The 20,767-nt window shown below is 71.9% G+C and carries 22 protein-coding genes; 9 read left to right on the top strand and 13 right to left on the bottom strand.

Translation table 11 applies throughout. The features are described 5' to 3' along the window. The first annotated feature begins 146 nt into the window (after positions 1-146). The gene (locus IF30_RS0117620; RefSeq protein ID WP_030238846.1) at positions 147-656 is read left to right on the top strand and encodes an Imm50 family immunity protein; all 510 of its coding nucleotides are present in this window, start codon (positions 147-149) and stop codon (positions 654-656) included. Further along, the gene (locus IF30_RS0117625; RefSeq protein ID WP_158835221.1) at positions 649-1,044 is read left to right on the top strand and encodes an Imm50 family immunity protein; all 396 of its coding nucleotides are present in this window, start codon (positions 649-651) and stop codon (positions 1,042-1,044) included. Before IF30_RS0117620 ends, IF30_RS0117625 begins: the two co-directional genes overlap by 8 nt. Positions 1,045-1,258: 214 nt before the next feature. Here the strand turns inward: IF30_RS0117625 and IF30_RS0117630 are convergent, their stop codons facing one another. Beyond that, positions 1,259-1,513: a hypothetical protein gene (locus IF30_RS0117630; protein ID WP_030238851.1), complete on the bottom strand. Its 255-nt coding sequence runs from the start codon at positions 1,511-1,513 to the stop codon at positions 1,259-1,261. Beyond that, positions 1,510-1,872 (bottom strand): ATP-binding protein, encoded by a 363-nt coding sequence (locus tag IF30_RS0117635; protein WP_037900258.1) that lies wholly within the window; start codon positions 1,870-1,872, stop codon positions 1,510-1,512. Before IF30_RS0117635 ends, IF30_RS0117630 begins: the two co-directional genes overlap by 4 nt. A 266-nt stretch (positions 1,873-2,138) precedes the next feature. Here IF30_RS0117635 and IF30_RS0117640 point away from each other — a divergent pair, with 266 nt between their 5' ends. The 6 genes from IF30_RS0117640 to IF30_RS0117660 all read left to right on the top strand — a co-directional run bounded on the left by IF30_RS0117640 (position 2,139) and on the right by IF30_RS0117660 (position 7,191). After that, complete coding sequence (locus IF30_RS0117640) at positions 2,139-2,951, top strand: DUF5753 domain-containing protein (protein WP_051710497.1); 813 nt, start codon at positions 2,139-2,141, stop codon at positions 2,949-2,951. Positions 2,952-2,954: 3 nt separating this feature from the next. Continuing rightward, positions 2,955-3,140, top strand: coding sequence for a DUF397 domain-containing protein (locus IF30_RS45310; protein ID WP_078891463.1), 186 nt, complete (start codon positions 2,955-2,957; stop codon positions 3,138-3,140). Positions 3,141-3,250: 110 nt separating this feature from the next. Further along, on the top strand, positions 3,251-4,960 hold the full coding sequence (locus IF30_RS0117645; RefSeq protein WP_030238862.1) for an immunity 49 family protein: 1,710 nt from the start codon (positions 3,251-3,253) through the stop codon (positions 4,958-4,960). A 356-nt stretch (positions 4,961-5,316) separates the two neighbouring features. Continuing rightward, a complete protein-coding gene (locus IF30_RS0117650) occupies positions 5,317-5,709 on the top strand; it encodes a PadR family transcriptional regulator (RefSeq protein WP_030238864.1) in 393 nt (130 codons plus the stop codon). Continuing rightward, on the top strand, positions 5,706-6,317 hold the full coding sequence (locus IF30_RS43720) for an HAAS signaling domain-containing protein (protein WP_030238868.1): 612 nt from the start codon (positions 5,706-5,708) through the stop codon (positions 6,315-6,317). The genes IF30_RS0117650 and IF30_RS43720 overlap by 4 nt, the downstream gene beginning before the upstream one ends. A 472-nt stretch (positions 6,318-6,789) precedes the next feature. Continuing rightward, entirely contained in the window at positions 6,790-7,191 is a 402-nt protein-coding gene (locus IF30_RS0117660) for a hypothetical protein (RefSeq protein WP_199807883.1), read from the top strand. A 129-nt stretch (positions 7,192-7,320) separates the two neighbouring features. On the opposite strand, the gene IF30_RS0117665 is transcribed toward IF30_RS0117660, so the two are convergent. The 11 genes from IF30_RS0117665 to IF30_RS0117715 form a co-directional block, all read right to left on the bottom strand. Continuing rightward, positions 7,321-7,908, bottom strand: a complete 588-nt coding sequence (locus IF30_RS0117665) for a hypothetical protein (protein WP_158835224.1) — start codon at positions 7,906-7,908, stop codon at positions 7,321-7,323. A 106-nt stretch (positions 7,909-8,014) separates the two neighbouring features. After that, positions 8,015-8,794 carry an ABC transporter permease gene (locus IF30_RS0117670; RefSeq protein ID WP_030238876.1) on the bottom strand — a complete coding sequence of 260 codons (780 nt, stop codon included), beginning with the start codon at positions 8,792-8,794 and terminating at the stop codon, positions 8,015-8,017. Then, positions 8,791-9,717, bottom strand: coding sequence for an ATP-binding cassette domain-containing protein (locus tag IF30_RS0117675; protein WP_030238878.1), 927 nt, complete (start codon positions 9,715-9,717; stop codon positions 8,791-8,793). Before IF30_RS0117675 ends, IF30_RS0117670 begins: the two co-directional genes overlap by 4 nt. Continuing rightward, complete coding sequence (locus IF30_RS0117680) at positions 9,717-10,556, bottom strand: DUF4097 family beta strand repeat-containing protein (protein ID WP_030238881.1); 840 nt, start codon at positions 10,554-10,556, stop codon at positions 9,717-9,719. Before IF30_RS0117680 ends, IF30_RS0117675 begins: the two co-directional genes overlap by 1 nt. Before the next feature lie 117 nt (positions 10,557-10,673). Beyond that, on the bottom strand, positions 10,674-11,264 hold the full coding sequence (locus tag IF30_RS0117685; RefSeq protein ID WP_030238884.1) for a toxin-antitoxin system HicB family antitoxin: 591 nt from the start codon (positions 11,262-11,264) through the stop codon (positions 10,674-10,676). Positions 11,265-11,544: 280 nt separating this feature from the next. Further along, complete coding sequence (locus IF30_RS0117690) at positions 11,545-12,615, bottom strand: adenosine deaminase (protein ID WP_078891464.1); 1,071 nt, start codon at positions 12,613-12,615, stop codon at positions 11,545-11,547. A 108-nt stretch (positions 12,616-12,723) separates the two neighbouring features. After that, positions 12,724-14,019: a DUF445 domain-containing protein gene (locus IF30_RS0117695; RefSeq protein WP_037900263.1), complete on the bottom strand. Its 1,296-nt coding sequence runs from the start codon at positions 14,017-14,019 to the stop codon at positions 12,724-12,726. Between the two features lie 320 nt (positions 14,020-14,339). Then, complete coding sequence (locus IF30_RS0117700) at positions 14,340-15,257, bottom strand: glycosyltransferase (protein ID WP_030238894.1); 918 nt, start codon at positions 15,255-15,257, stop codon at positions 14,340-14,342. Between the two features lie 228 nt (positions 15,258-15,485). Then, positions 15,486-16,445 (bottom strand): ABC transporter ATP-binding protein, encoded by a 960-nt coding sequence (locus IF30_RS0117705; protein ID WP_030238897.1) that lies wholly within the window; start codon positions 16,443-16,445, stop codon positions 15,486-15,488. A 107-nt stretch (positions 16,446-16,552) separates the two neighbouring features. After that, positions 16,553-17,404, bottom strand: coding sequence for an ABC transporter permease (locus IF30_RS0117710; RefSeq protein ID WP_030238900.1), 852 nt, complete (start codon positions 17,402-17,404; stop codon positions 16,553-16,555). After that, entirely contained in the window at positions 17,397-18,260 is an 864-nt protein-coding gene (locus IF30_RS0117715) for an ABC transporter permease (RefSeq protein ID WP_078891466.1), read from the bottom strand. Before IF30_RS0117715 ends, IF30_RS0117710 begins: the two co-directional genes overlap by 8 nt. A 285-nt stretch (positions 18,261-18,545) precedes the next feature. Here IF30_RS0117715 and IF30_RS0117720 point away from each other — a divergent pair. Continuing rightward, positions 18,546-20,767 (top strand): transglycosylase domain-containing protein (locus IF30_RS0117720; RefSeq protein ID WP_051710498.1); only part of this gene is annotated, 2,222 nt, incomplete at its 3' end.

The following is a 20,767-nucleotide window of genomic DNA, read 5'->3' on the forward strand; positions in this document are numbered from 1 at the left end:
GAATGCCTCATGCCGGGGACACAGCCGGACCGTACGAGCACTACCATCCCAGCTGAAGCGCTCTTCGTTGATCTCCGACCGCCGCCTGGGGCGAGGAACTGCCGGTCTCGCCGGACGCGAAGCACCCCGAGCGGAGGGACCAACCCATGCCAGTCGGTACCTGGTCGCAACTCCTGCTCTCCTCCGAGCGGTTCACCGCCCTTTACACCGAGTTGCCGCGCCTGGAGCACCTGGTCCTGCGGTCGGTGCACCTGAGCCCGTACGGATCCGCCGTGACACTGCGGGTCGAGTTCCCCCGATTTCCGGACCTCGCTCCACCGGACTGGACCGAAGCGGGCTGCGACCGGTTCGAGGCCCAGATCGAGTTCATGGCGGTGGGCGAGGACCTGCGGATGCGAGGTGTCCCCGCCGGCACCGTGGTCGACGTCGAGTTCGGCCCCCTCGTCCGGACCCCGGAGCGCCGGATCAGGATCGCGGTGAGCGGCCCGGAGTTCTCACTGCACTTCACCGCGCACGCCCTCAAGGTGGGCCGTCTCAACGCCTATCGCTCCGACGATGCGGACCCTTACACGGCTCGGCGGTGGTTCGAGAGTCCCGTCGACCGGCGCCGGCACCAGGTGCTGCCTCCCACGACTGCGAAGGCGTTCTATGAGTGAGCGTGACTGGTCAGCCGAGTTGGCCAACCCCGAGGCGATCCGCGAAGTCCTGGGCTCACCTCCGCCCCCGTTGACGGACTACTACCTGGCCTCCGTTCTCATCGACGAGCGCGAAGCGTCGGTCACCTTGAGGTTCTCCGCCTTTGCCGTCCCGGCCGGTGCCGCAGACCTGTGGCAGGCACGAGGCCACAACGCGGTCGAGTTCGCCCTGGTCTGCATCGGCGTGAAGAACTTCGAGGTCGACGCCTGGTCCGGCTGGCCCACAACCGCCGCCACCCTCGCCGGACGAACCGTCGTACTCGCCGGCCAGGACAAGCGCGTTTCCTTCGAGACCGCCGAGATCCGCGCTCAGGCCCCAGTCGGACACCTGTGGAGTCGAGCGCAGTGACAATCACCCGGCGGTAAGCAGGGATTGGCGCGTCGGGGGTCTCACCTCGGAGATGAACACCGAGGACGTTCGACAGTGACCCCGAACGGGAGACACCACCGCAGGTCAGCGGGCCGCCCCGCGTCCTGATCGCCCATCGACCACTTCCGTCGTGAAGTGCGAGGCCCAGCCGAGAGGTCGGCGCGGATGGGCGAGGTGAAGAGGAGACTGACGGTCAGGGGCGGGCGTCGCGGTTGCGCTTGTACTCGCGCAGGAGCGCGAGAAGGTTGATGAGGGTACTGGCCGGGATGTTGCCGAGGTTGATGAGCCGCAGGCCGTTCAGGTTGATCTCACCCGGCGACGCGGACGGCCAGAGGAGCCCGAACTCGCGGCCCTCAGCACGGAGCTCCACGATCAGTCCGGCCAACTGGCGCGAGGTGAGGTGCAGTAGGGCCGGATCGGCGGGGTGGAGGGGGTGGTGGGCGCTCACGCGGCACCGTCCAGCTCGAACCAGATCGTCTTGCCGAGCTGCTGGGGGTCCACGCCCCAACGGTGGGTGAGGCCGGCGACGAGCTGGAGGCCCCGGCCGGACTCGGCGAGGACGGAGAGCGGTTGCTGCTCCGGGAGGCTCGGACTGCGGTCGGAGACGGTGACCCGAAGGGTGTTGGGGAGGAAGAGGATGAGGACGACCGGGGAGGTCGTGTCCGCGTGTCGCCAGGCGTTGACGATGAGTTCGACCATGGCGAGCTCGGCGTCCGCGATGGAGGAGGGCGGCCAGCCCGCGCGGGTCATGCCGTCCCGGAGGGCGTCGCGGGAGAGCGTGAGAGAGGGGGAGTTGAGGTTGCGCACAGGGGTCTCCCGAAGGGGGAAAGGGTGAGACCGGCGGATGCATCGCCGTGAACGAGCCCATTGGGCATGGGTGTTCTTCGGTGCCGAGCGGCGTTTCTGACGAATCGTCCGGTGATCGGTGCATCACAGACTGTAGGGCATCTTTGCTCACATGTGCCACCAGATCGGGAAACATGGTCCCCTCGCAGGCGCTGGACTGTTGACTGAACGACGTAGATGCTTGGGCCATGCCACCACGTACCACCCCATCGGCCCGGCAGGAACGGTTGGGCATCGAGCTGCGGAAGATGCGAGACCACGCCCGCCAGACGACTGCCCAGGCCGCAGCCGTCTTCGGACTGGATCGAACGAAGATCACTCAGGTTGAGAAGGGGCACTACCCGATCACGGCCGAGCGAGTCCGCACGCTCGCTGAAGCCTTCGGAGAAACCGACGCCGCATACATCGAGGCTCTCGCAACCATGGCGGAGGAGAGGCGCAAGGGCTGGTGGGACGAGTATCGAGGCTTTGTTCCACAGGGCTTTCTCGACATCTGCGAGTTCGAGCACCACGCGAAGGGCATGTACTCCTACCAGATCTGCCATCCGCCAGGCCCGATGCAATCAGAGCGCTACAGTCGCGCGATCTTCCAGGACAATCAGGTCCAGCTGACTCCGCGCGTGGTGGAGACGCGTGTCGAGCAACGGATGCTGCGATCCGAGATGTTGATGGCGAAAGGCACCCATCCATACACGGCGATCGTCCACGAGGCGGCTCTCCGCATGCAGTTCGGCGGCCGTGACGTGGCACGGGAACAACTGGACTGGATGCTGGAGTTGTCCCAGCTGCCACATGTCACGCTTCGAGTGATCAGCTTCGCGGCTGGAGGCTTCAAGGGGCCTGGCCAGGCGATCTACTACGCGAACGGGCCCGTACCCAGGCTCGACACGGTCAGTTACGACTCCATGGAGGGGCCGAGCTTCCTCCACCTGGCTGAGCACCTGGAGGAGTACCGTGCGGTCATTGGACAGATGACTGACAGGTCTCTCTCGGTCGAGGACTCCCGCGATCTGATCGCGAAGATCAAGAAGGAGATATAGCCGATGGAGAACCGCTCCTGGATTCGGCCGAGTGCATGCTCAAACGCAGGCAACTGCCCGGAAGTAGCAATCACCGCCGATGCCGTCTACGTCCGCAGCAGCCTTCGCCCCGAGGCCGTCGCCCAACTCAATGTCAGCGAATGGCGTGACCTCGTTTCCGCCATCCGCGCCGGGGAGTTCGACGCCTGATCCTCACCACCGGGCGGGCCGTTCGCCGCACGGCCCGCCCTTCCCTCCCCTGCTGTCAGTCCCCGCGCCTAGGCTTGCGATCAAGCCGGGCGACAACGGGGAGCAGCACAGTGCGGATCGAGCGTCACCAGGTCAGCGAGTCGGCCATCTCGGCGGCCCGTGAGGGCTTCGTCGACCGGATCGGAGGCATGGTCCACTCCTACTCGCGCGCCGGGCTGATGGCTGCCACCGAATGGCGGCTGATCGCCGAGGAGTTCCTCGACTACCTCGGCGCGCTCTCCGTCAAAACCCCCTCGCTCGACACCCCCGAGGCCAAGGCCGTCCTCAAGGACGCCACCGAGGCCGCCGCCGGCGCCATCGCGTTCGCCGCGTACTACTCGTACGACAGCTTCCAGGTCTTCCTCGACTACCCGAACTTCGGGATGAGCTACGACCGCTCGGAGGCGGACGACACCCTCCGCGAGAGCACCGTCCGCCCCCAGTGCTGGCTGGACGCGTTCTGCCTCGCGATCCTCTCCGACAAGGTCTCCTGGCGCGGCGAGGCCTTCGCCTTCACCTGGCAGTCCATGCCGACCACCGAGGGCAACTCCGCCGCCGAGCTCGCCAACGGCTTCATGGCCCATTTCTTCGGCGACACCCGCGACCAGGTCGCGCCCGATGCTGAGACCCCGGAGCAGCGGCTGGCCGCCATCGACGCCGCGCTGTCCCGCGTCCAGGACCGCGACAGCGAAGCCGCTCTGGCCCTGAGCACCCTGCGCGCCCTCGCCGCCGAGGACCGCGAGGCCTTCGACAGCGGGATGCTCTCCCTCCTCGACCGCGCCGACGGCAGCCGTCCCCGCACGCTCCTCCCCCTGCTCCCCCTCGCCCTGGCCGCGCTCGCACACCGCGCCCACGGCTGGCTCCCCGCCGTCGACACCGACTACCTCCCGCACGCCCTGGTCACCGGCTTCCCGACGTCCGAGCCCCGGGTCGGCGCCCTCGGCCGCGACCGGCGGCCCGACGCCGTCGCCCAGTTCGCCGCCGGGCCCGTCCGCCTGGACCGGCCGACCCCTGCGCTGCCCCTCCACCCCGACAGCGAGGCCGGGTTCGAACGCCGGATCCAGGAGGCGATCAGCCCGGACCCGGACGACTCGCTCGCCGTCTACCGGCTCGCGCGTGCCCTGGACCGGCAGGCGCACCTCCTGCTGGTCCGTGCCTCCCGGTCCGCAGACGTCACGGACGCCCAGCTCGCCGATCTCCGCCTGGCCTCCCGACTGGGCGCTGCCCTCTTCCGCATCGCCCTCGCCGAGCCGGGCACCGAGGCCGAGGTGACCTTCGACGGCCGGACGGTTCGCTACCCGGCCACCCGGGACAAGCACTCCGGCCCCGGCCAGTGGCAGCTCGCCCTCGAACTCGCCCTGATCACCGGCGACCGCGAGGGCCTTGCCCCGATCGTCCTCGCCGGGCCTGTCCACTCCGCCGCCGACCGCTCCTCGTACGCCTCCTACCGCGTCGCCCTGCACGACTACTTCCGGGGCGTCGACCCGCTCCCGGCCACCGAACGGGCCCTGCGCGACGTCGAGAGGGCCGGGGACGCGGGCTTCCTCCCACCGCCCGTCGTCCTCTTCTCCCAGCTCGTCGAGGGCGACGAGACCAGCTTCAACCTGGCCCTGCTGGACGCCCTGGAAGCCCACCGCGACCACCACTCGGTCGCCGACCGCGGCACCGACCGCGACGCCCCGCTCAGCCTCGGCGTCCTCGCCCTCGCCTGCCACGCCCGCCGCCGGGGCTGGGCAGTCCGCGTCGAGTCCCCGTACCTCCCGGCCCGTCTGCTGGCATAGCGCTCCGCCGGGAGACGTCGGCGGACTGCCGGATCAGGGTCGCCGCACGGGACGGGCTGCCCGGAGGACGGGTGAGCGGATCGCCCACCCCGAGCAGTCATGCGCGGGGTGGGCGTCCACGTCTTCCAGCCGAACTCCCGGGCACTGGACGGGGATGCCCGCGCGGAACCGCTCGACCCATTCGGTGTCGTGACGGCGGAGCGGTTCGACCTGCCTGGCCAGTCGGCCGATCCGGGTGTCCCGGCCTTCGGGGAACCGGTGTCGCTGCCCCAGCTCCCAGCGCGTTGCCATCGAGCGGGTGGCGTCGAGGACAAGACCTGCTGCACTATCTTGCTCCACCTGCTACCTTGTGACGCATGGTACCTGGCACCGCAAGCCCCGACGGCCCCGGCGAGGCCTCCACCGAGCCCTCCGACGGGCCGGTGGCGACCCAGCTTCGCAAGGGCGTGCTGGAGTACTGCGTCCTCGCGCTGCTGCGGGACGGCCCCCGGTACGGGGTCGAACTGCTGCAGGAACTCGGCCGCTTCCCCATGCTGGCCACCAGCCAGGGCACGATCTACCCCCTGCTGTCCCGGCTGCGCCGCGCCGGGCTCGCCGACACCTTCCTGCGGGACTCTGCCAGCGGACCGTCCCGCCGCTACTACACCCTCACCGACACCGGCCGGGAAGCGCTGCGGGAGTTCACCACACTGTGGCCCGCGTTCCGCGAAACCGTCGACCACGTCCTCGACCTGGGAGAGACCCTGTGAACAGCCCCATCGAGCACCCCCTGGTCCGCGCCCACCTCGACGCGGTCACCCGCTTCACCGCGCCGCTGGCCGAGGAGCGCCGCCGCGAACTCCTCGCCGACCTGCGCGAACACATCGAGGTCTCCCTCGCCGACCACGACCCCGCCGACGAGACCGCCGTCCGCCGAGTGCTGGAGCAGCTGGGCAGCCCCCGGCGGATCGCCGACGCCGCCCTCGCCGAGGACGGCCTGCCCCTCCCCGAACCCGAGGGCAGCCGCCGTACGAACGTGACGCTGCTCCTCGCGGTGCTCCCGTTCCCCCTGCTGCTGGTCCCGGCCATCGGGCCCGTGCTCGCACTGGCCGCAGCCGTCGCCGCCGCCGTTCGCGTCACCAAGTCCCGGGTGTGGAGCCGGCGGCAGAAGAAGCAGGCCGCCCTGCTCCTCCTCGCTCCCGCCCTGGCCACTCCCCTGGCCGCCGCCGCGTTCGCCGCCTCCCCGTCCGGGCTCACCCCGGTCAACCTGCTCGCCGCGTGTGCTCTGGGCTTCAGCCCGGTCCTGGTCGCGGCGGCCCTGCTGTTCCGCTCCGCCGCCCGCCTGCGCAGCGCCACCACCACCGCCACCACCGCCTGACGGCTGTCGCCACCGGCTTCGGTGGCCGCCCGGGCCGCGTTCGACTGCCTCCGCGTGCGCGCCCCCCGGCTCCAACCGGTGACGCCGAACCGGCGCAGCTCGGCGCCGATGTGGATGGGGAGCGGCCCGCACCCGGGGGCCGATGCCGCGATGCCCGCCGACATCACGCCCCGATTCCCCGGCGCCACCGTGATGTCCGAGGCGAGTTCGGCGGCCGTCCGCCTGAGGACGGCGCCCGGGCTGCCGGTGGCGGCGAGGACGGGAAAAGCTCCGAGTCCAGCACGCCAGTATGGCGACAGGACCAGTGCAGATCTCAAAATCGGCTTGATCACACCGCTTCCGAACTTCGTGAGCGGAATGCGGTTTTCCGCTGCGGAAGGCCGGGGTAGTGGCCGAGGCGTTCGCACTCGTACGGTTCGCAAGCCGACTGCGACGCGAGAGCTTTGACTTTTCCTCAGCAAAGGAATCCAGCATGGACAGGCTCCTCCGGAACACCCTCGTCGCCGCCGCTGCCGTCGGCGCCCTGGGTATCGCCGCCGCGCCCGCCGCCACCGCCGCCACCGAGCAGGCCCAGCCGGTGGCCGGGGTGCAGGCCCAGGTCCGCAACCCGAAGACGGTCAAGGCCGACGCCTACAACCAGGCCCGCAGCATCCTCGCCCACGCGGGCAGCCAGACCGCCGCCAAGTCGCACCCGGTGCACGGCAAGAACGACGTCCCGGTCTCCTACGGCACCAGCCTCCTCGCCTCCGCCCGGGACGAATTCCGGACGGCGGACAAGAACCTGCCCGCAGGCCAGAAGAAGTCCGACATGTCGATTCCCCACTACAACGCCATTCATGACGCGGCGAAGGCCATGGGCATCGACCGCTGGTGAACCCTGGTCCCCGGCCGGTCACTCCACCCGCGCGGGGGCCTGCCGGTGACCCGGTGCCGGCGGGGCCGCCGGCGGGCGGACGGCGGGCAGCGGGATACGGGCGGCTGGCGGCTGGCGGCTGGCGATCTCCTACCGGGGCGTGACCTCGGGCTGGCCCAGCCGACCGTCGCCACCGACGGTGTAGACCCTGGTCTCGTGCTCCACGGTCACCGTGATCCGGTCCGGTCCGCTCCACTCGGCCCTCCGGAAGCCGTCCCCCTCCTCCCAGGTGCCCACGTCCCAGTGCCGGGCGGACCAGCCGCTGCCGGTCAGCAGTTCCACCCGGTAGATCGGGTCGATGGAGAAGGCGATGTCGGTGACGGTCAGGACGTGTCGGGGGTTGCCCGGAGCGGGCTTGCGGTCGATCAGCCGCCCGTCGTCGCCGAAGGCGTAGGCCAGGGCCCCGATCGCCGCCCCGATGACGATGAGCGGGGAGAGGACGGCGGCGAAACCGATCTGCGCCCACCTTGCGCGGAATTCGAACTGGACCACCATCGAAACCACGAGCAGCACCGCCGCAGCCCCGAGCAGCAGCACCGGATGGTTCAGCCAGTGCTCGACCTCCACCAGGCCTCCCGAACGGGAAGCCTGATGCCCCGGCAGGTACGCCAGCAACGCCACCAGCGCGGCGCCCCTGAACCACCATTCGATCCGTCTGTGCCGCGCAGCCGCCGCCATGCAATCCCCCTGGGTGAACTTTTGCCCGGACTTTACTACGGGCTCACCCAGGGCCCGGGCGACGGTGGCCCCGTCGCCCGGGCCGCATCCGCCGGCCGTACCCCCGTCACCGCCGGTGGAAGACGCTCCGCGACCAGAGGTAGCCGAGCAGCGTCAGCCCGGTGCACCAGGCGAGGGCGCTCCAGGCGCTGGCGCCGATCCCGGTGCCTGTCAGCAAGCCGCGCAAGGTCTCGATGACGGGCGTGAAGGGCTGGTACTCGGCGAACCAGCGCAGGACGGTCGGCATGGAATCGGGCGGGACGATGGCGCTGCCGATGAAGGGCAGGAAGGTCAGCGGCAAGGGCGTGTTGCTCGCGCTCTCCGGCGTCTTGGACACCAGCCCGATCCCCGCCGATATCCACGTCAGCGCCAGCGTCACGAACATCAGCAGCCCTGCGGCCGCCAGCCACTCCACCGGCCCGGCCTGCGACCGGAACCCCATCGCGAAGGCCGCCCCGATCACCAGCACCAGCGCGACCATCGTCTGGATCACACTGCCGACGACGTGCCCGGCGAGGAACGCCGACCGCGATATCGCCATCGTGCGGAAGCGGTTGACGATCCCCTCCGTCATGTCGACGCAGACGCCCACCGCCGTGGCGACCGACCCCGCCGTCGCCGTCATCAGGACGATGCCCGGCGTCACGTAGTCGATGTAGCTGCCGCCCCCGATCCCCAGCCCCAACGCGCCCCCGAAGGCGTAGTTGAAGAGCGCCAGCATCATCACCGGCATCACGACGACCGAGAAGGTCATCGCCGGATAGCGCTGCGCGCGTTTGAGGTTCCGCCGCAGCATGGTCAGCGAGTCGCGGACCGCGTAGCTCGTCGTCGCGCTCGTCGCGCTCATCGCGCCCCCTCCCCGGTCAGCGTGAGGAAGACGTCGTCCAGATCGGCCGTCTCCACGACCAGTGACTCCGCCCGGACGCCCGCGTTGTCGAGCGTGTCCAGCACGGCCTTGACGGTGAGCACCGAGTTGTCCCCCGGGATGTCCAGCCGCAGCGCCTCCGCGTCGGCGGCGGCGTAGTCGAACAGGGCGGCGGCGGCTGCCAGTCGGCCGGCGTCGGTGAACTGCAGTCGGATCCGGCCGCCGGGGACGATCCGCTTCAGCTCCTCGGCCGTGCCCTCGGCGACGATCCGGCCGCCGTCCAGGACGGCTATCCGGTCGGCGAGTCGGTCCGCCTCGTCCAGGTACTGGGTGGTGAGGAAGATCGTCACCCCGTGGTCTCCGACCAGCCGGCGGATGATCTCCCACATGGTGCGCCGGCTGCGCGGGTCCAGCCCGGTGGTCGGCTCGTCGAGGAAGATCACCTTCGGGTCGCCGACCAGTGTCATCGCCAGGTCGAGCTTGCGCCGCATGCCGCCGGAGAAGGTGGCGACGGGGGTGCGGGCGGCCTCGGTGAGATCGAAGCGGCGCAGCAGATCCTCGGCCCGCCTCCGCCCCTCCCGACGGCGGAGGTGGTTGAGGTCGGCCATCAGGAGCAGGTTCTCCTCGGCGGTGAGCAGGTCGTCCACCGCCGAGAACTGGCCGGTGACGCCGATCGCCCTCCGGACTCCGTCGGCGTCGCGGGCCACGTCGTGCCCGGCGACCCGGGCCGTGCCGCCGTCCGCCGGGATCAGGGTGGAGAGGATCTGCACCGTGGTGGTCTTGCCGGCGCCGTTCGGCCCGAGGAGGGCGAACACGCTGCCGGCCGGGATCTGCAGGTCGATGCCCCGCAGCACCGCCTTGTCCGCGTAGGACTTGGTCAGTCCGACCGCCGAGATCGCGGCCATCAGGCCCTCCGGATGATGACGTTGCCGACCTGCGTGCGGCCACGGACCTCGGCGGTCTCGCGGGCGTCGCCCGGGCCCTGCGTCTCACCGAGGGTGTTGCGGACGCCGCCGAACTTGCTGTGGACGTCGAGCCAGGCCGCCGTGCCCTCCGCGATGCCGACCTCCACGTCCCCGACGCCGGTCTGCAGGGTGATCCTGCCCCGGACCACTCGGCCGACCCGCAGGTGGCCGTTCGCCGACTTGGCGTCCACGTCCGCCCCGGCGAGGCCGACGTGGATCCGACCGTTGGAGGCGTTGGCGGTCAGCTCGCCGCGCACCTCGTCGATCTCCGTGTCGCCGTTGCTGTTCTTGACCGTCAGCTCGCCCCCGACGGTGCCGATCTCGATCCGGCCGCAGCCGGACACCTCGGCACCCCCGGCGACCGTGCCGACGCGGATGTCCCCCATGTCGGTCTTGAGCCGCACGTTCTCGGCCCGGTCCACCTGGATCCGGCCCATGGACGTCTTCAGCCGGCAGTCGCCCAGCGGGCCCTCGGCGACGAAGTCCGCCATCGGGGAGTCGGCGTGCACCTGGGAGCCGGCCGGCAGCTCGACCAGGACCTCGATCGAGCCCTTCTTGCTGGAGAACACGGTGCGCTGCTTGGGGCCCTTGACGGTGAGCCGACCGCCGGAGAAGTCGACCAGGGTCGACTCGGCGGCCTTGACGTCCGCCTCCCTGGCCGCGTTGGCGGGCCGGACCTCCACCACGGCGTCGGTGCGCTCGCCGGCGGTGATCCACACCGCACCGATCTCGAACTCGAAGGCGGCGGAGATCGGACCGTGGGTCTCGTACGTAGGCATGGCTGTCCCGTCCTCTTGACTCGTGTGAGTGTTCCCGCTGGTCGGAGCGGGGGTGACGTTGAAGGTGCGAAGTCTTGGGGGGTGCGAAGGCTTGGCGGTGCGAGGCCGGGGGAGGCGTCAGTGGACCCAGCCGGTGAAGCCCTGGCCGCCGACGGTCCGCGGGGCGCGGCCTGCGGGGTCCGCAGCCGAGCGGGCGGCCGAGCGGGCGGGCGGCCGGTCGCCGTCCACCGCGCCGGCGACGGCCCGGACCAGCCAGGCGTTGAGGGACAGGCCCTCCTGCCCGGCGGCCTCCTCCGCCCGGGCCTTGAGGTGGGCGGGCAGGCGCAGGTTGATCCGGGCGGTGCCGCTCTCGTCCGACTCCGGCACCATCGGGGCCGTCGGCGGCGCCACGGACGGCGCCACGGACGGCTCGAATGGCGTCGACAGCGCCACGGACGGGACATCGCCGTGGAAGGCGTCGGATCCAGGCGGCGCCGTCACCACGAACTCCGGATCGAGTCCGCGCAGCCGCACGTCCACCGAGCCCGGCGCGAGGTCGCGGGTGACCTCGCCCATCGCGGCCGAGAGGGCGTTGAGCAGGGTGAGCCGCACGGCGGACTCCAGCGGGAGCGTCAGCCGGTCGGCCAGCGCCCGGGCTTCGTCCCCGCCGGCCGCAGCGGCCACCGCGAGCTCGTTCCGGAGGTTTTCGACGTACGGCGTGAGGTCCATGGCCAAAGCATGGCACGACGATGGCACCATGTCGAGCCATTAATGGCGCCACTTTGGCACCACTCGGCCGAGTCGGGCGGCACCGACAACGGAACCGCCCCGCCGACGGAGGTCGACGGGGCGGGTCACCAGGGAAAACACCGGTAGGGAAGCACCGGCGGCGAAAACACAGGTGGGGAAACACCGGCAGAAAGACCGCCGGCGGCCGGAAGCGCCGGCAGCGGAGGCGCTGCGGACGCGCCGCGGATGCGCCGCGGATGCGCGGCCAGACAGGCGGGCGTCAGCGCCGCCAGCCCGCCAGGTGGGCGTCGATCTCGCCGGTCAGCCGCGCCTTGCCCGCCTGGTCCAGGAAGGAGGCCTCGACCGCGTTGCGGGCCAGCGCCGCCACCCCGGCCTCGTCCAGGTCCAGCAGCCGCGCCGCGACGGCGTACTCGGTGTTGAGGTCGGTGCCGAACATCGGCGGGTCGTCGCTGTTGACCGTCACCAGCAGCCCCGCGTCGACCATCTGCTTGATCGGGTGGTCCTCGATCCGCTCCACGGCCCGGGTGGCGATGTTGGAGGTCGGGCAGACCTCCAGGGCGATCCGGTGCTCGCCCAGGTGGTCGAGGAGCGCCGGGTCCTTGACCGCCTGGGTGCCGTGGCCGATGCGCTCGGCGCCGAGCAGCCGGATCGCGTCCCAGACCGTCTCCGGACCGGTGGTCTCGCCCGCGTGCGGGACGCTGCGCAGGCCGGCCGCCCTGGCCCGGTCGAAGTACGGCTTGAACTGCGGGCGCGGCACGCCGATCTCCGGGCCGCCCAGGCCGAAGCTGACCAGGCCCTCGGGGGCCAGCTCGGTGGCCAGCCGGGCGGTCACCTCGGCCGACTCCAGACCGGCCTCGCCCGGGATGTCGAAGCACCAGCGCAGCACGACGCCGAGGTCCTTCTCGGCGCGCAGCCGGGCGTCCTCGATCGCCTCCATGAAGGCGACCTCGGGGATGCCGCGCCGGACGGAGGAGTACGGGGTGATGGTCAGCTCGGCGTACCGGATGTTCTGGCGCGCCATGTCCTCGGCCACGCCGTAGGTGAGCGCCCGGACGTCCTCGGCGTCCCGGATCAGGTCCACGACGCTCAGGTAGACCTCGATGAAGTGCGCGAAGTCGGTGAAGGTGAAGTACTCGGCGAGCGCCTCCGGGTCGGTCGGCACCTTGGACCGCCCGGCGTGGCGGGCGGCCAGGTCCGCGACGACGCGGGGCGAGGCCGAGCCGACGTGGTGGACGTGCAGCTCCGCCTTGGGCATCCCGGCGATGAACGCCTCGATGCCGGTGTTGCTACCGGCGGGGTTTCCGATCCGACTTCCGTCCGGCTGGACCACGGTGGTTCCCTGCTTCCTTCTGCGTGCCTTCTACGCCCGCATGCCTTCTACGCGCGTACCGCGAACACCGGCCAGGATAGGCGCAAGTCCTCGGGCCCGGTCCGGTGGTCACCCGCCGAAGGCGACCGCCACGGTGTGGATCAGCAGCCCGGCCAGGGCGCCGACGACGGTGCCGTTGATCCGGATGAACTGCAGGTCGCGGCCGACGTTGGCCTCGATCTTGCGGGAGGCCTCGTCGGCGTCCCAGCCGGCCACGGTCTCGGAGATCAGCGAGGTGATCTCGGCGCGGTAGGTGTCGACGAGGTACTGGGCTGCGTCCTGCAGCCAGCCGTCCACCTTGGCCTGCAGCTTGGCGTCGGTGGCCAGGCGCTCGCCGAAGCGGCGCACGCCGTCGCGGATGCGCCGGCGCAGTTCGCTGTCCTCGTCCTCGGCCGCGCCCATCACCAGGGTGCGCACGGCCGCCCAGGTGGAGTTGATCAGGTCCTGCACCTCGGGGCGGCCCAGCAGCTCGCTCTTGGCGCGCTCGACCCGGGCGATGGTCTCCGGGTCGGTCTGCAGCTCGGTCGCGAAGTCGGCGAGGAAGTTGTCGATCGCGCCGCGGGCCGGGTGGTCCGGGTCGTCCCGGATGTCGGTGACGAAGCGCAGCAGTTCCTTGTAGACCCGCTCGCCGACCTGGTGGTCGATGAACCTGGGCGTCCAGCCCGGGGTCTTCTGGGTGACCTTCTGGACCACGTCCCCGTGGTTGGCGGTCAGCCAGCCGTGCGCCCGGACGGCCACCAGGTCCACCACGCCGTGGTGGCCGCCGTCCGCGACCACCTTGCCGAGCATCCGCCCCATCGGCTCGGCCACCGAGGTGGCGGCGGCCCGCCTGGTCACCGCCTCGGCGACCACCGCCCGCACGTCGTCGTCGCGCAGCACCGCGAGCAGACCGCGCAGCGCCGCCGAGGCCTCCTTGGTGACCCGCTCGGCGCTGCCCGGCGCGGCCAGCCACTCCCCGAGCCGCCGGCCGATGCCGAGCGCCCCGAGGCGGCCGCGCACCACGTGGCCGGAGAGGAAGTTCTCGCCGACGAAGTCGCCGAGCGAGCGGCCGAAGGCGTCCTTCTTGGTCGGGATGATCGCGGTGTGCGGGATCGGCAGGCCGAAGGGGCGGCGGAACAGCGCGGTCACCGCGAACCAGTCGGCCAGCGCGCCGACCATGCCCGCCTCGGCGGCGGCCGCCAGGTACCCGGCCCAGGCTCCGGCCCCGGCCGCCTCGGCCCAGGTGGCGAGGGCGAAGACCAGGGTCGCGAAGGCCAGCAGGCCGGTCGCGATGGTCTTCATCCGGCGCACGCCGCGTCTCTTCTGCTCGTCGGCCGCGGTGAACCGGACCCCGGGGCCGGTCCCGCTGAAGGCATCGTCAGTCACTCCGCCAGTCTGCCCGCTGACCGGCGCGGGCGGGGGCGTGCCCCGCGATCACACGCCCCCCGGTCTTCCGGCGCACGGCGGCGACCTGCCTGACCGCCTCGTTCAGCCCCCTCCGGGGGACGGCGGCACGTCCCGGGGTGGCGCTGCCCACCACCCCTGGGCGATGTCCGCGCCGGTCACCCGGCGGCCCTCCAGCGCGAACCGCACCACCGGCGGCACGCCCGGCCCGGCTCGCCCAGCCCCGCCCTCCAGCCCCGCCCCCGGCTCCGGCCCGGCCTCCGCTCACCCCCGGCCCCCGCTCACCCGTCCCCGGGCTCCACTCACCCCCGGCCCCCGTTCACCGAGTTGGCGAGCCGGCGCCACGCCGGGTGGCGCCGCAGCCCGCGCCGCACCCGCGCCGGGACGACGCCGCGCCACAGTTGCTGGGCGGTGTTCAGCGGCGGGGCCTGATCGTGATCGTCGGCCGGCTCGTCGGGCAGGAGGAAGAGCTCGTCGGGCAGTCCGAGTCGGCCGTCCCGGAACGCCGGGTAGGCCGCGTAGTGCCGTCCTCCGTCCGCGACCGCCGGCGGCTCCCCGTGCGCGGCCTCGTACCGGATCAGGTCCCGCAGCGCCTCCGGTCTCACGGCGACGGCGAGTTCGAGCCGCACACGTGCGGCCACCGGCAGCCGGTGGTACACCTCGCGGACGCCGAACCGCTCCACCAGCCCGGCGACTTCGACGCACACCCGCTCCTGCAGGACGTCGTCCAGCAGGAGGAAGCCGCCCTCCAGCAGGCGCGGCACGTCCCAGGCGAAGCCGCGCGTCCGGATGGCGTCCCACTCCTCACCCGGTTCGACCAGTTCGGATGCCACCTGCTGGAGCGCGGCGATCCCGTTCAGCCGGTCCAGCACTCCTGCGCGCTCGGTGGGGTTGCCGACGTCCCCGTCCGCGCCCGGCGCCAGGAAGCAGCAGTCGCAGTCGGCGAGGACGGACCCCCGGGCCGGCGTCAGGCCCCGGTCGGTCGGTTCCGCCGGGCCGCCCGACGAGTCGGGCTGGTGCGCCACCCGGAACCGGCCGGGGTGGCGGGCCGCGTACTCGTCCGGCAGTTCCCCGGCGCCGTCCGCGGAGCCGTCGTCCACGACCGCCACCTCCACCCGCCCCGGCGCCGGCGCCGGCCCGACCGGTGAGTCCGGGCAGGCGGTGGGGTACGGCACGGCGTCGTGGACCGCGACCAGCACGGTCACGTCGGGGACGGTCATCGGGCGGCGGGTCTCCGGTGCGGGTCTCGGTGAACGACGAAGGGGTCAACTCGGCGTGGAAGCCCGGGGTCACGACCATCACCCGCACCGGGGACAGGGACCGGAACACGCCCCCGGCCGTCGTACGCACGCGCGCACGACGGCCAGGAGGAGTGACGGCCTCACCGCGGACGGCTTCACCGCGGACGGCCTCACCGCGGACCGCCTCGCCACGGACCGCCGGGCCGCTCAGCCGATCGCGACCTCCGCGTACATCCGGGCGATCACGTCCTCGATGGCCGGCTCGCGGATCGACAGGTCCACCAGCGGGTAGCGGTCCGCGACCGCCGCGACGATCGGCGCCGCGCTCTGCTGCGCCGGGAAGGCCAGCCACTGGCGCGGGCCGTCCACCCTGACCACCCGGGCACCGGCGATCTCGATCGGTGCCCCGGCCTCGGCGAGGTCCACCACCAGGGTCCGCTCGCTGCGTCCGGTGGTGTGCAGGCCGTCGAGCCCGCCGTCGTACACCACCCGGCCGTGGTCGATCACCATCACCCGGCCGCAGAGCTGTTCGATGTCGGTCAGGTCGTGCGTGGTGAGCAGCACGGTGGTGCCCCGGTCCCGGTTGACCTCGCGCAGGAACTCGCGGACCCGGCCCTTGCTGATCACGTCCAGGCCGATGGTCGGCTCGTCCAGGTAGAGCACCTGCGGGTCGTGCAGCAGGGCCGCGGCGAGGTCGCCGCGCATCCGCTGGCCGAGCGAGAGCTGGCGGACGGGGGTGTCCAGCAGGCTCGCCAGGTCGAGCAGTTCGACGCAGCGGTCGAGGTTCTCGCGGTACCGGGCGTCGGGGATGCGGTAGATCCGGCGGGCGAGTTCGAAGGAGTCGCGCAGCGGGAGGTCCCACCAGAGGGTGGTGCGCTGGCCGAAGACGACGCCGATCCGGCGGGCCAGCGCCACGCGTTCGCGGGCCGGGTCGACCCCGGCCACCCGCAGCCGCCCGGAGCTGGGGACGAGGATGCCGGTGAGCATCTTGATGGTGGTGGACTTGCCGGCGCCGTTGGGCCCGATGTAGCCGACGCACTCACCGGCCTCGACGGTGAAGCTGAGGCCGTCCACCGCGCGCACTTCGCGTTTGGTCCGGCTGAACCGGCCGGTGCGGGCCCGTACGGTGAAGGTGCGTCGGACGTCCTGGAGTTCGATGAGAGCCATGGGGTTCCTCACGCGGATCGGGGGGGTCGACGGGGTTCGTCAGGGGTCGCCGAGCTTCGGCGGGGTTCGCCGGACGGCCGGCGGGTTCGCCGGACGGCCGGCGGGGTTCAGCTGCCGGTGCCCCGGTAGGCGCGCAGTCCGGCGCGCCAGGCGAACCCGGCGGCGGCGACGCAGAGCGCGGCGGCGACCGGCGAGGCGTACTGGAAGGCGGTGGGCAGGCCGAGCGGGTCGGGCTTGTCGAGGATGTGCAGGGCCGGCAGCCAGTTGACGAAGGCCAGCGGGACGCCGAAGACCACACCGGCCACCAGTTCCTTGGCGAAGATCGTCGGGGGGTAGTGCAGCAGGGTCGCGCCGCCGTAGGTGAAGGAGTTCTGGATCTCCTTGGACTCGCCCCACCAGAACTGGACGGTGGCGCCGCCGACGTAGATCGCGGCGAAGATGGCGCTGCCGCAGACCAGCAGGACGGGCACCAGCAGCACCCGGTCCCAGGTCCAGTGCACGTCCAGGGCGGGCAGCGACCAGGCGAGTACCACCGCGGCCTGGAGCGGGCGGCCGAGTCGGCGCAGCGTGAAGCGTTCGGCGCACAGTTGGGAGAGCGCGGGCGCGGGGCGGATCAGCATGGTGTCCAGCGAGCCGCTGACGATCCGCGCGCCGAGGCCGTCGGCCGAGCCGACCAGCAGGTTGGCGACGCCGAGGGAGAAGGTCGCGGTGGCGTACAGGAAGGCGATCTCCGGCAAGTTCCAGCCGCCGAGCCGGTCGGTGTGCCGGAACATGATCACCAGGACCACGAAGTCGAGGGAGTGGGTGACCAGGCTCGCCACCAGGTTGAGCGCGAAGGAGGCCCGGTAGGCCATCATCGAGCGCATCCACATCCGGGCGCAGAGCCACCAGGAGCGCACCGCCCAGGCCGTGCGTGCGGTGAGGGGTTCGCGGTGGGGCCGCGCGAGCTGCTCAGCCACCCTGCACCACCACCCGGCGGGTCGCCAGCCACTGCGCGCCCCGGCCGGCGGCGAGCAGTGCGGCCGCCCAGGCGAGTTGGAAGCCGAGCGCCCCGGGCAGCGCGCCGCCGTCGGTGCGCTCCAGGAAGACGTCCGTCGGCACCTTGATCAGCGCCGCCCAGGGCAGCACCCGGCCGAGGTCCCCGAGCCAGCCGGGGAACAGGGCGATCGGCAGCAGCATGCCGGAGAAGAACATGGAGACGACCAGCATCACCGAGCGCACGCCCTCCGAGTCGTGCAGCCAGAAGCCGGTGATCGAGACCAGGAACCGCAGCCCGAAGCTGACCACCACCGCGAGCAGCACCGAGAGCAGGAAGACCGCCCAGGTCAGCGGCTGTTGGGGCAGCCGGGTGCGGAATGCCAGCGCGCCCACCAGCATCGGCACGGTGCCGCGCACCAGCAGGTGGAAGGCGGCCCGGCCGAGGTCGGTGGCCAGCCACCAGCCCTGGAAGTCGACGGGGCGGTAGAGGTCGACGGCGATGTCCCCGCTGCGGAAGCGGTCCTGGACGTCGTCCTGGAAGCCGCCGCCCCACACGGCGACGGTGACCAGCAGGCCCTGGCTCACCCAGATGTAGGTGACGGCCTGGCTCTGGTCGTAGCCGCCGAGGTTGGGGCGGGCCTGCCAGAGGGCGAGGAAGGAGGAGGCGAGGATGGCGCCGAAGACGGTGTTGGTGAAGGTGCCTGCCAGGGTGGCGGCGCGGTAGGTGGAGTAGCGGCGGAAGGCGCCGCGGGCGACGGCCGCGTACAGCCGGAGGGAGGCGGCGGGGGCCGCCGGGGGATCGGGAGGCCTCGTCTCGGCCGGAGCAGAGTTCAGCATATTGTCTCCTTGTCGACAAATATGGGCAGGCAGTCGGACGCCTGGCACGGCGCCCGCGCACGCCCCAGCGGCTCCGACCGGCCGTGCCCGGGGGTGCCGGGCCGGACGCGCGGAGCTGCCGAAGTGGGTGCGCTATGCGGATTGCACCTTGCACCGTACCGCCGACCCTCCCGGCCCGCACCAGGTTTTCCGGCACCCGACGCACCGTCGCCGAGAAGCACACAACGGCGCACGTCGGAGCCCCACCCGCCCCTGAAGCAGCGTCAAATAGCACATAATCGCGCCATGACCTTGAGCACCCGCCGCCAGGCCAAACGGGCCGCCCGTCGCGAGGCCCGCCGCGCCCTCCCGCTCTGGCGCCGGCTCCTGCCCACCTGGCGGATCACCCTCGGCACCCTCACCGCGGTGCTCCTGCTCGCCGTCGGCGGCTTCGCCGTGCTCTACGTCATCGTCCCGGTGCCCGACCCCAACGCCCACGCCGTCGCCCAGAACAACATCTACCTCTACGCCGACGGCACCACCGAGATCGCCCGCACCGGCGCCGTCAACCGCACCGACGTCACCATCGACCAGATCCCCCTCCAGACCCAGCAGGCCGCCGTCTCCGCCGAGGACCGCAGCTTCTACCAGAACCGCGGCATCGACCTGAAGGGCATGCTCCGGGCCGGGTGGAACACCCTCCTCGGCAAGGGCATGCAAGGCGGCTCCACCATCACCCAGCAGTACGTCAAGAACTACTACCTGACCCAGGACCAGACCATCGAGCGCAAGGGCCGCGAACTCCTCATCGCCCTCAAGGTCGACCAGCAGCGCAACAAGAAGGACATCCTGGCCGGGTACCTCAACAGCAGCTACTTCGGCCGCGGCGCCTACGGCATCCAGAGCGCCGCCCACGCCTACTACGGCGTCGACGTCTCCGGGCTCACCCTCACCCAGGGCGCCTACCTCGCCTCACTCCTCCAGGCCCCCAGCCTCTACGACGTCAAGACGGCCACCCCGGCCAACCGCGAGAAGGCCATCGCGCGCTGGAACTACACCCTCGACGGCATGGTCCAGCTCGGGTTCCTCACCACCGCCGACCGCACCGCCGCCACCTTCCCCGACCCGATCGACCCCCAACCCGCCACCGGCCTCTCCGGCCAGGCCGGCTACCTCGTCGGCGTCGCCGACGACTACCTGATCTCCACCGGCACCATCGACGCCGCCACCCTCAAGGCCGGCGGCTGGCGGATCACCACCACCTTCGACAAACCCAAGCAGGACGCCTTCGCCAAAGCCGTCCAGGACGAGCTCACCGACGAACTCGACCCCCGGGCCCGCCCCACCACCGACACCGACGTCCGGGTCGCCGGCGCCTCCGTCGAACCCGCCACCGGCCGCGTCGTCGCCGTCTACGGCGGCCCCGACTACGCCAAGCAGCCCTACAACGACGCGCTGCGCCAGGACAACCAGATCGGCTCCACCTTCAAACCGATCGACCTCGCGGCCGGCCTGATCGCCCAGCACACCCTCGACGGCCGCCCGATCACCACCGAGTCCCACTACGACGGCACCAGCGAACGCCCCGTCACCGGCGGCCCCACCCCGTACGCCCCGCCCAACGAGGACGACACCGACTACGGCGACATCACCCTGCGCTACGCCATGGTGAAGTCCGTCAACTCCGTCTACGCCCAGGAAGGCGTGGACGCCGGACTCGCCCGCGTCCGGGAGACCGCCGTCAAACTCGGCATCCCCGACAGCGTCCGCGGCATGGACCCGGCCAACACCTCGATGACCCTCGGCACCGCCACCCCCAGCGCCCTCGACCTCGCCGGCGCCTACGCCACCCTCGCCGACCACGGCCAGGCGCACACCCCGTGGTCCGTCCTCAAACTCGAACGCGTCACCCCCGGCGGCGCCATCGACGTCCCCAAGATGCCCGACCACAACCCCACCGAGGCCGTGGACCGCAGCATCGCCGACTCCGTCACCGACGTGCTGCGCGACGTCGTCAGCCCCCGCGGCACCGGCGCCGCCGCCCTCGACCTCGGCCGCCCCGCCGCCGGCAAGACCGGCACCACCGACTCCAACCTCTCCGCCTGGTTCGCCGGCTACACCCCCGAACTCACCACCACCGTCGGCCTGTTCCGGGAACACCCGAAGACCCACGCCAAGGAGCCGCTGGCCGGCACCGCCGGACTCACCCGGATCAACGGCGGCACCTTCCCCACCAAGATCTGGACCGCCTACATGACCGCCGCCCTCGACGGCACCCCCACCCGGCAGTTCGACCTGGAGCCCGGCCACACCCCCGGCACCACCACCTGGCCGGCGCCCACCGGCACGACGACCCCCAGCGCCACCGCCACCCCCACCACCGGCAGCCGGCCCACCGACCCGCCCGCCACCACCGGCGAAACCCCCACCCACGAAGCCAGCGCACCCCCGGCCACCCGCGAGCCCACCCCCGGCGCGACCGCGCCCAGCCCGCAGGCCCCCCAGCCCACCCCCAGCCAGGACCAGCC

Source organism: Streptomyces sp. NRRL S-350 (genome assembly GCF_000719705.1).
Lineage (GTDB): Bacteria > Actinomycetota > Actinomycetes > Streptomycetales > Streptomycetaceae > Kitasatospora.

Coding starts and splice junctions, on each gene's coding strand:
- IF30_RS0117620 (WP_030238846.1), top strand. CDS start 147: ATGCCAGTCGGTACCTGGTCGCAACTCCTGCTCTCCTCCGAGCGGTTC.
- IF30_RS0117625 (WP_158835221.1), top strand. CDS start 649: ATGAGTGAGCGTGACTGGTCAGCCGAGTTGGCCAACCCCGAGGCGATC.
- IF30_RS45310 (WP_078891463.1), top strand. CDS start 2,955: ATGGAGAACCGCTCCTGGATTCGGCCGAGTGCATGCTCAAACGCAGGC.
- IF30_RS0117650 (WP_030238864.1), top strand. CDS start 5,317: ATGGTACCTGGCACCGCAAGCCCCGACGGCCCCGGCGAGGCCTCCACC.
- IF30_RS0117660 (WP_199807883.1), top strand. CDS start 6,790: ATGGACAGGCTCCTCCGGAACACCCTCGTCGCCGCCGCTGCCGTCGGC.
- IF30_RS0117665 (WP_158835224.1), bottom strand. CDS start 7,908: ATGGCGGCGGCTGCGCGGCACAGACGGATCGAATGGTGGTTCAGGGGC.
- IF30_RS0117670 (WP_030238876.1), bottom strand. CDS start 8,794: ATGAGCGCGACGAGCGCGACGACGAGCTACGCGGTCCGCGACTCGCTG.
- IF30_RS0117675 (WP_030238878.1), bottom strand. CDS start 9,717: ATGGCCGCGATCTCGGCGGTCGGACTGACCAAGTCCTACGCGGACAAG.
- IF30_RS0117680 (WP_030238881.1), bottom strand. CDS start 10,556: ATGCCTACGTACGAGACCCACGGTCCGATCTCCGCCGCCTTCGAGTTC.
- IF30_RS0117685 (WP_030238884.1), bottom strand. CDS start 11,264: ATGGACCTCACGCCGTACGTCGAAAACCTCCGGAACGAGCTCGCGGTG.
- IF30_RS0117700 (WP_030238894.1), bottom strand. CDS start 15,257: ATGACCGTCCCCGACGTGACCGTGCTGGTCGCGGTCCACGACGCCGTG.
- IF30_RS0117705 (WP_030238897.1), bottom strand. CDS start 16,445: ATGGCTCTCATCGAACTCCAGGACGTCCGACGCACCTTCACCGTACGG.
- IF30_RS0117715 (WP_078891466.1), bottom strand. CDS start 18,260: ATGCTGAACTCTGCTCCGGCCGAGACGAGGCCTCCCGATCCCCCGGCG.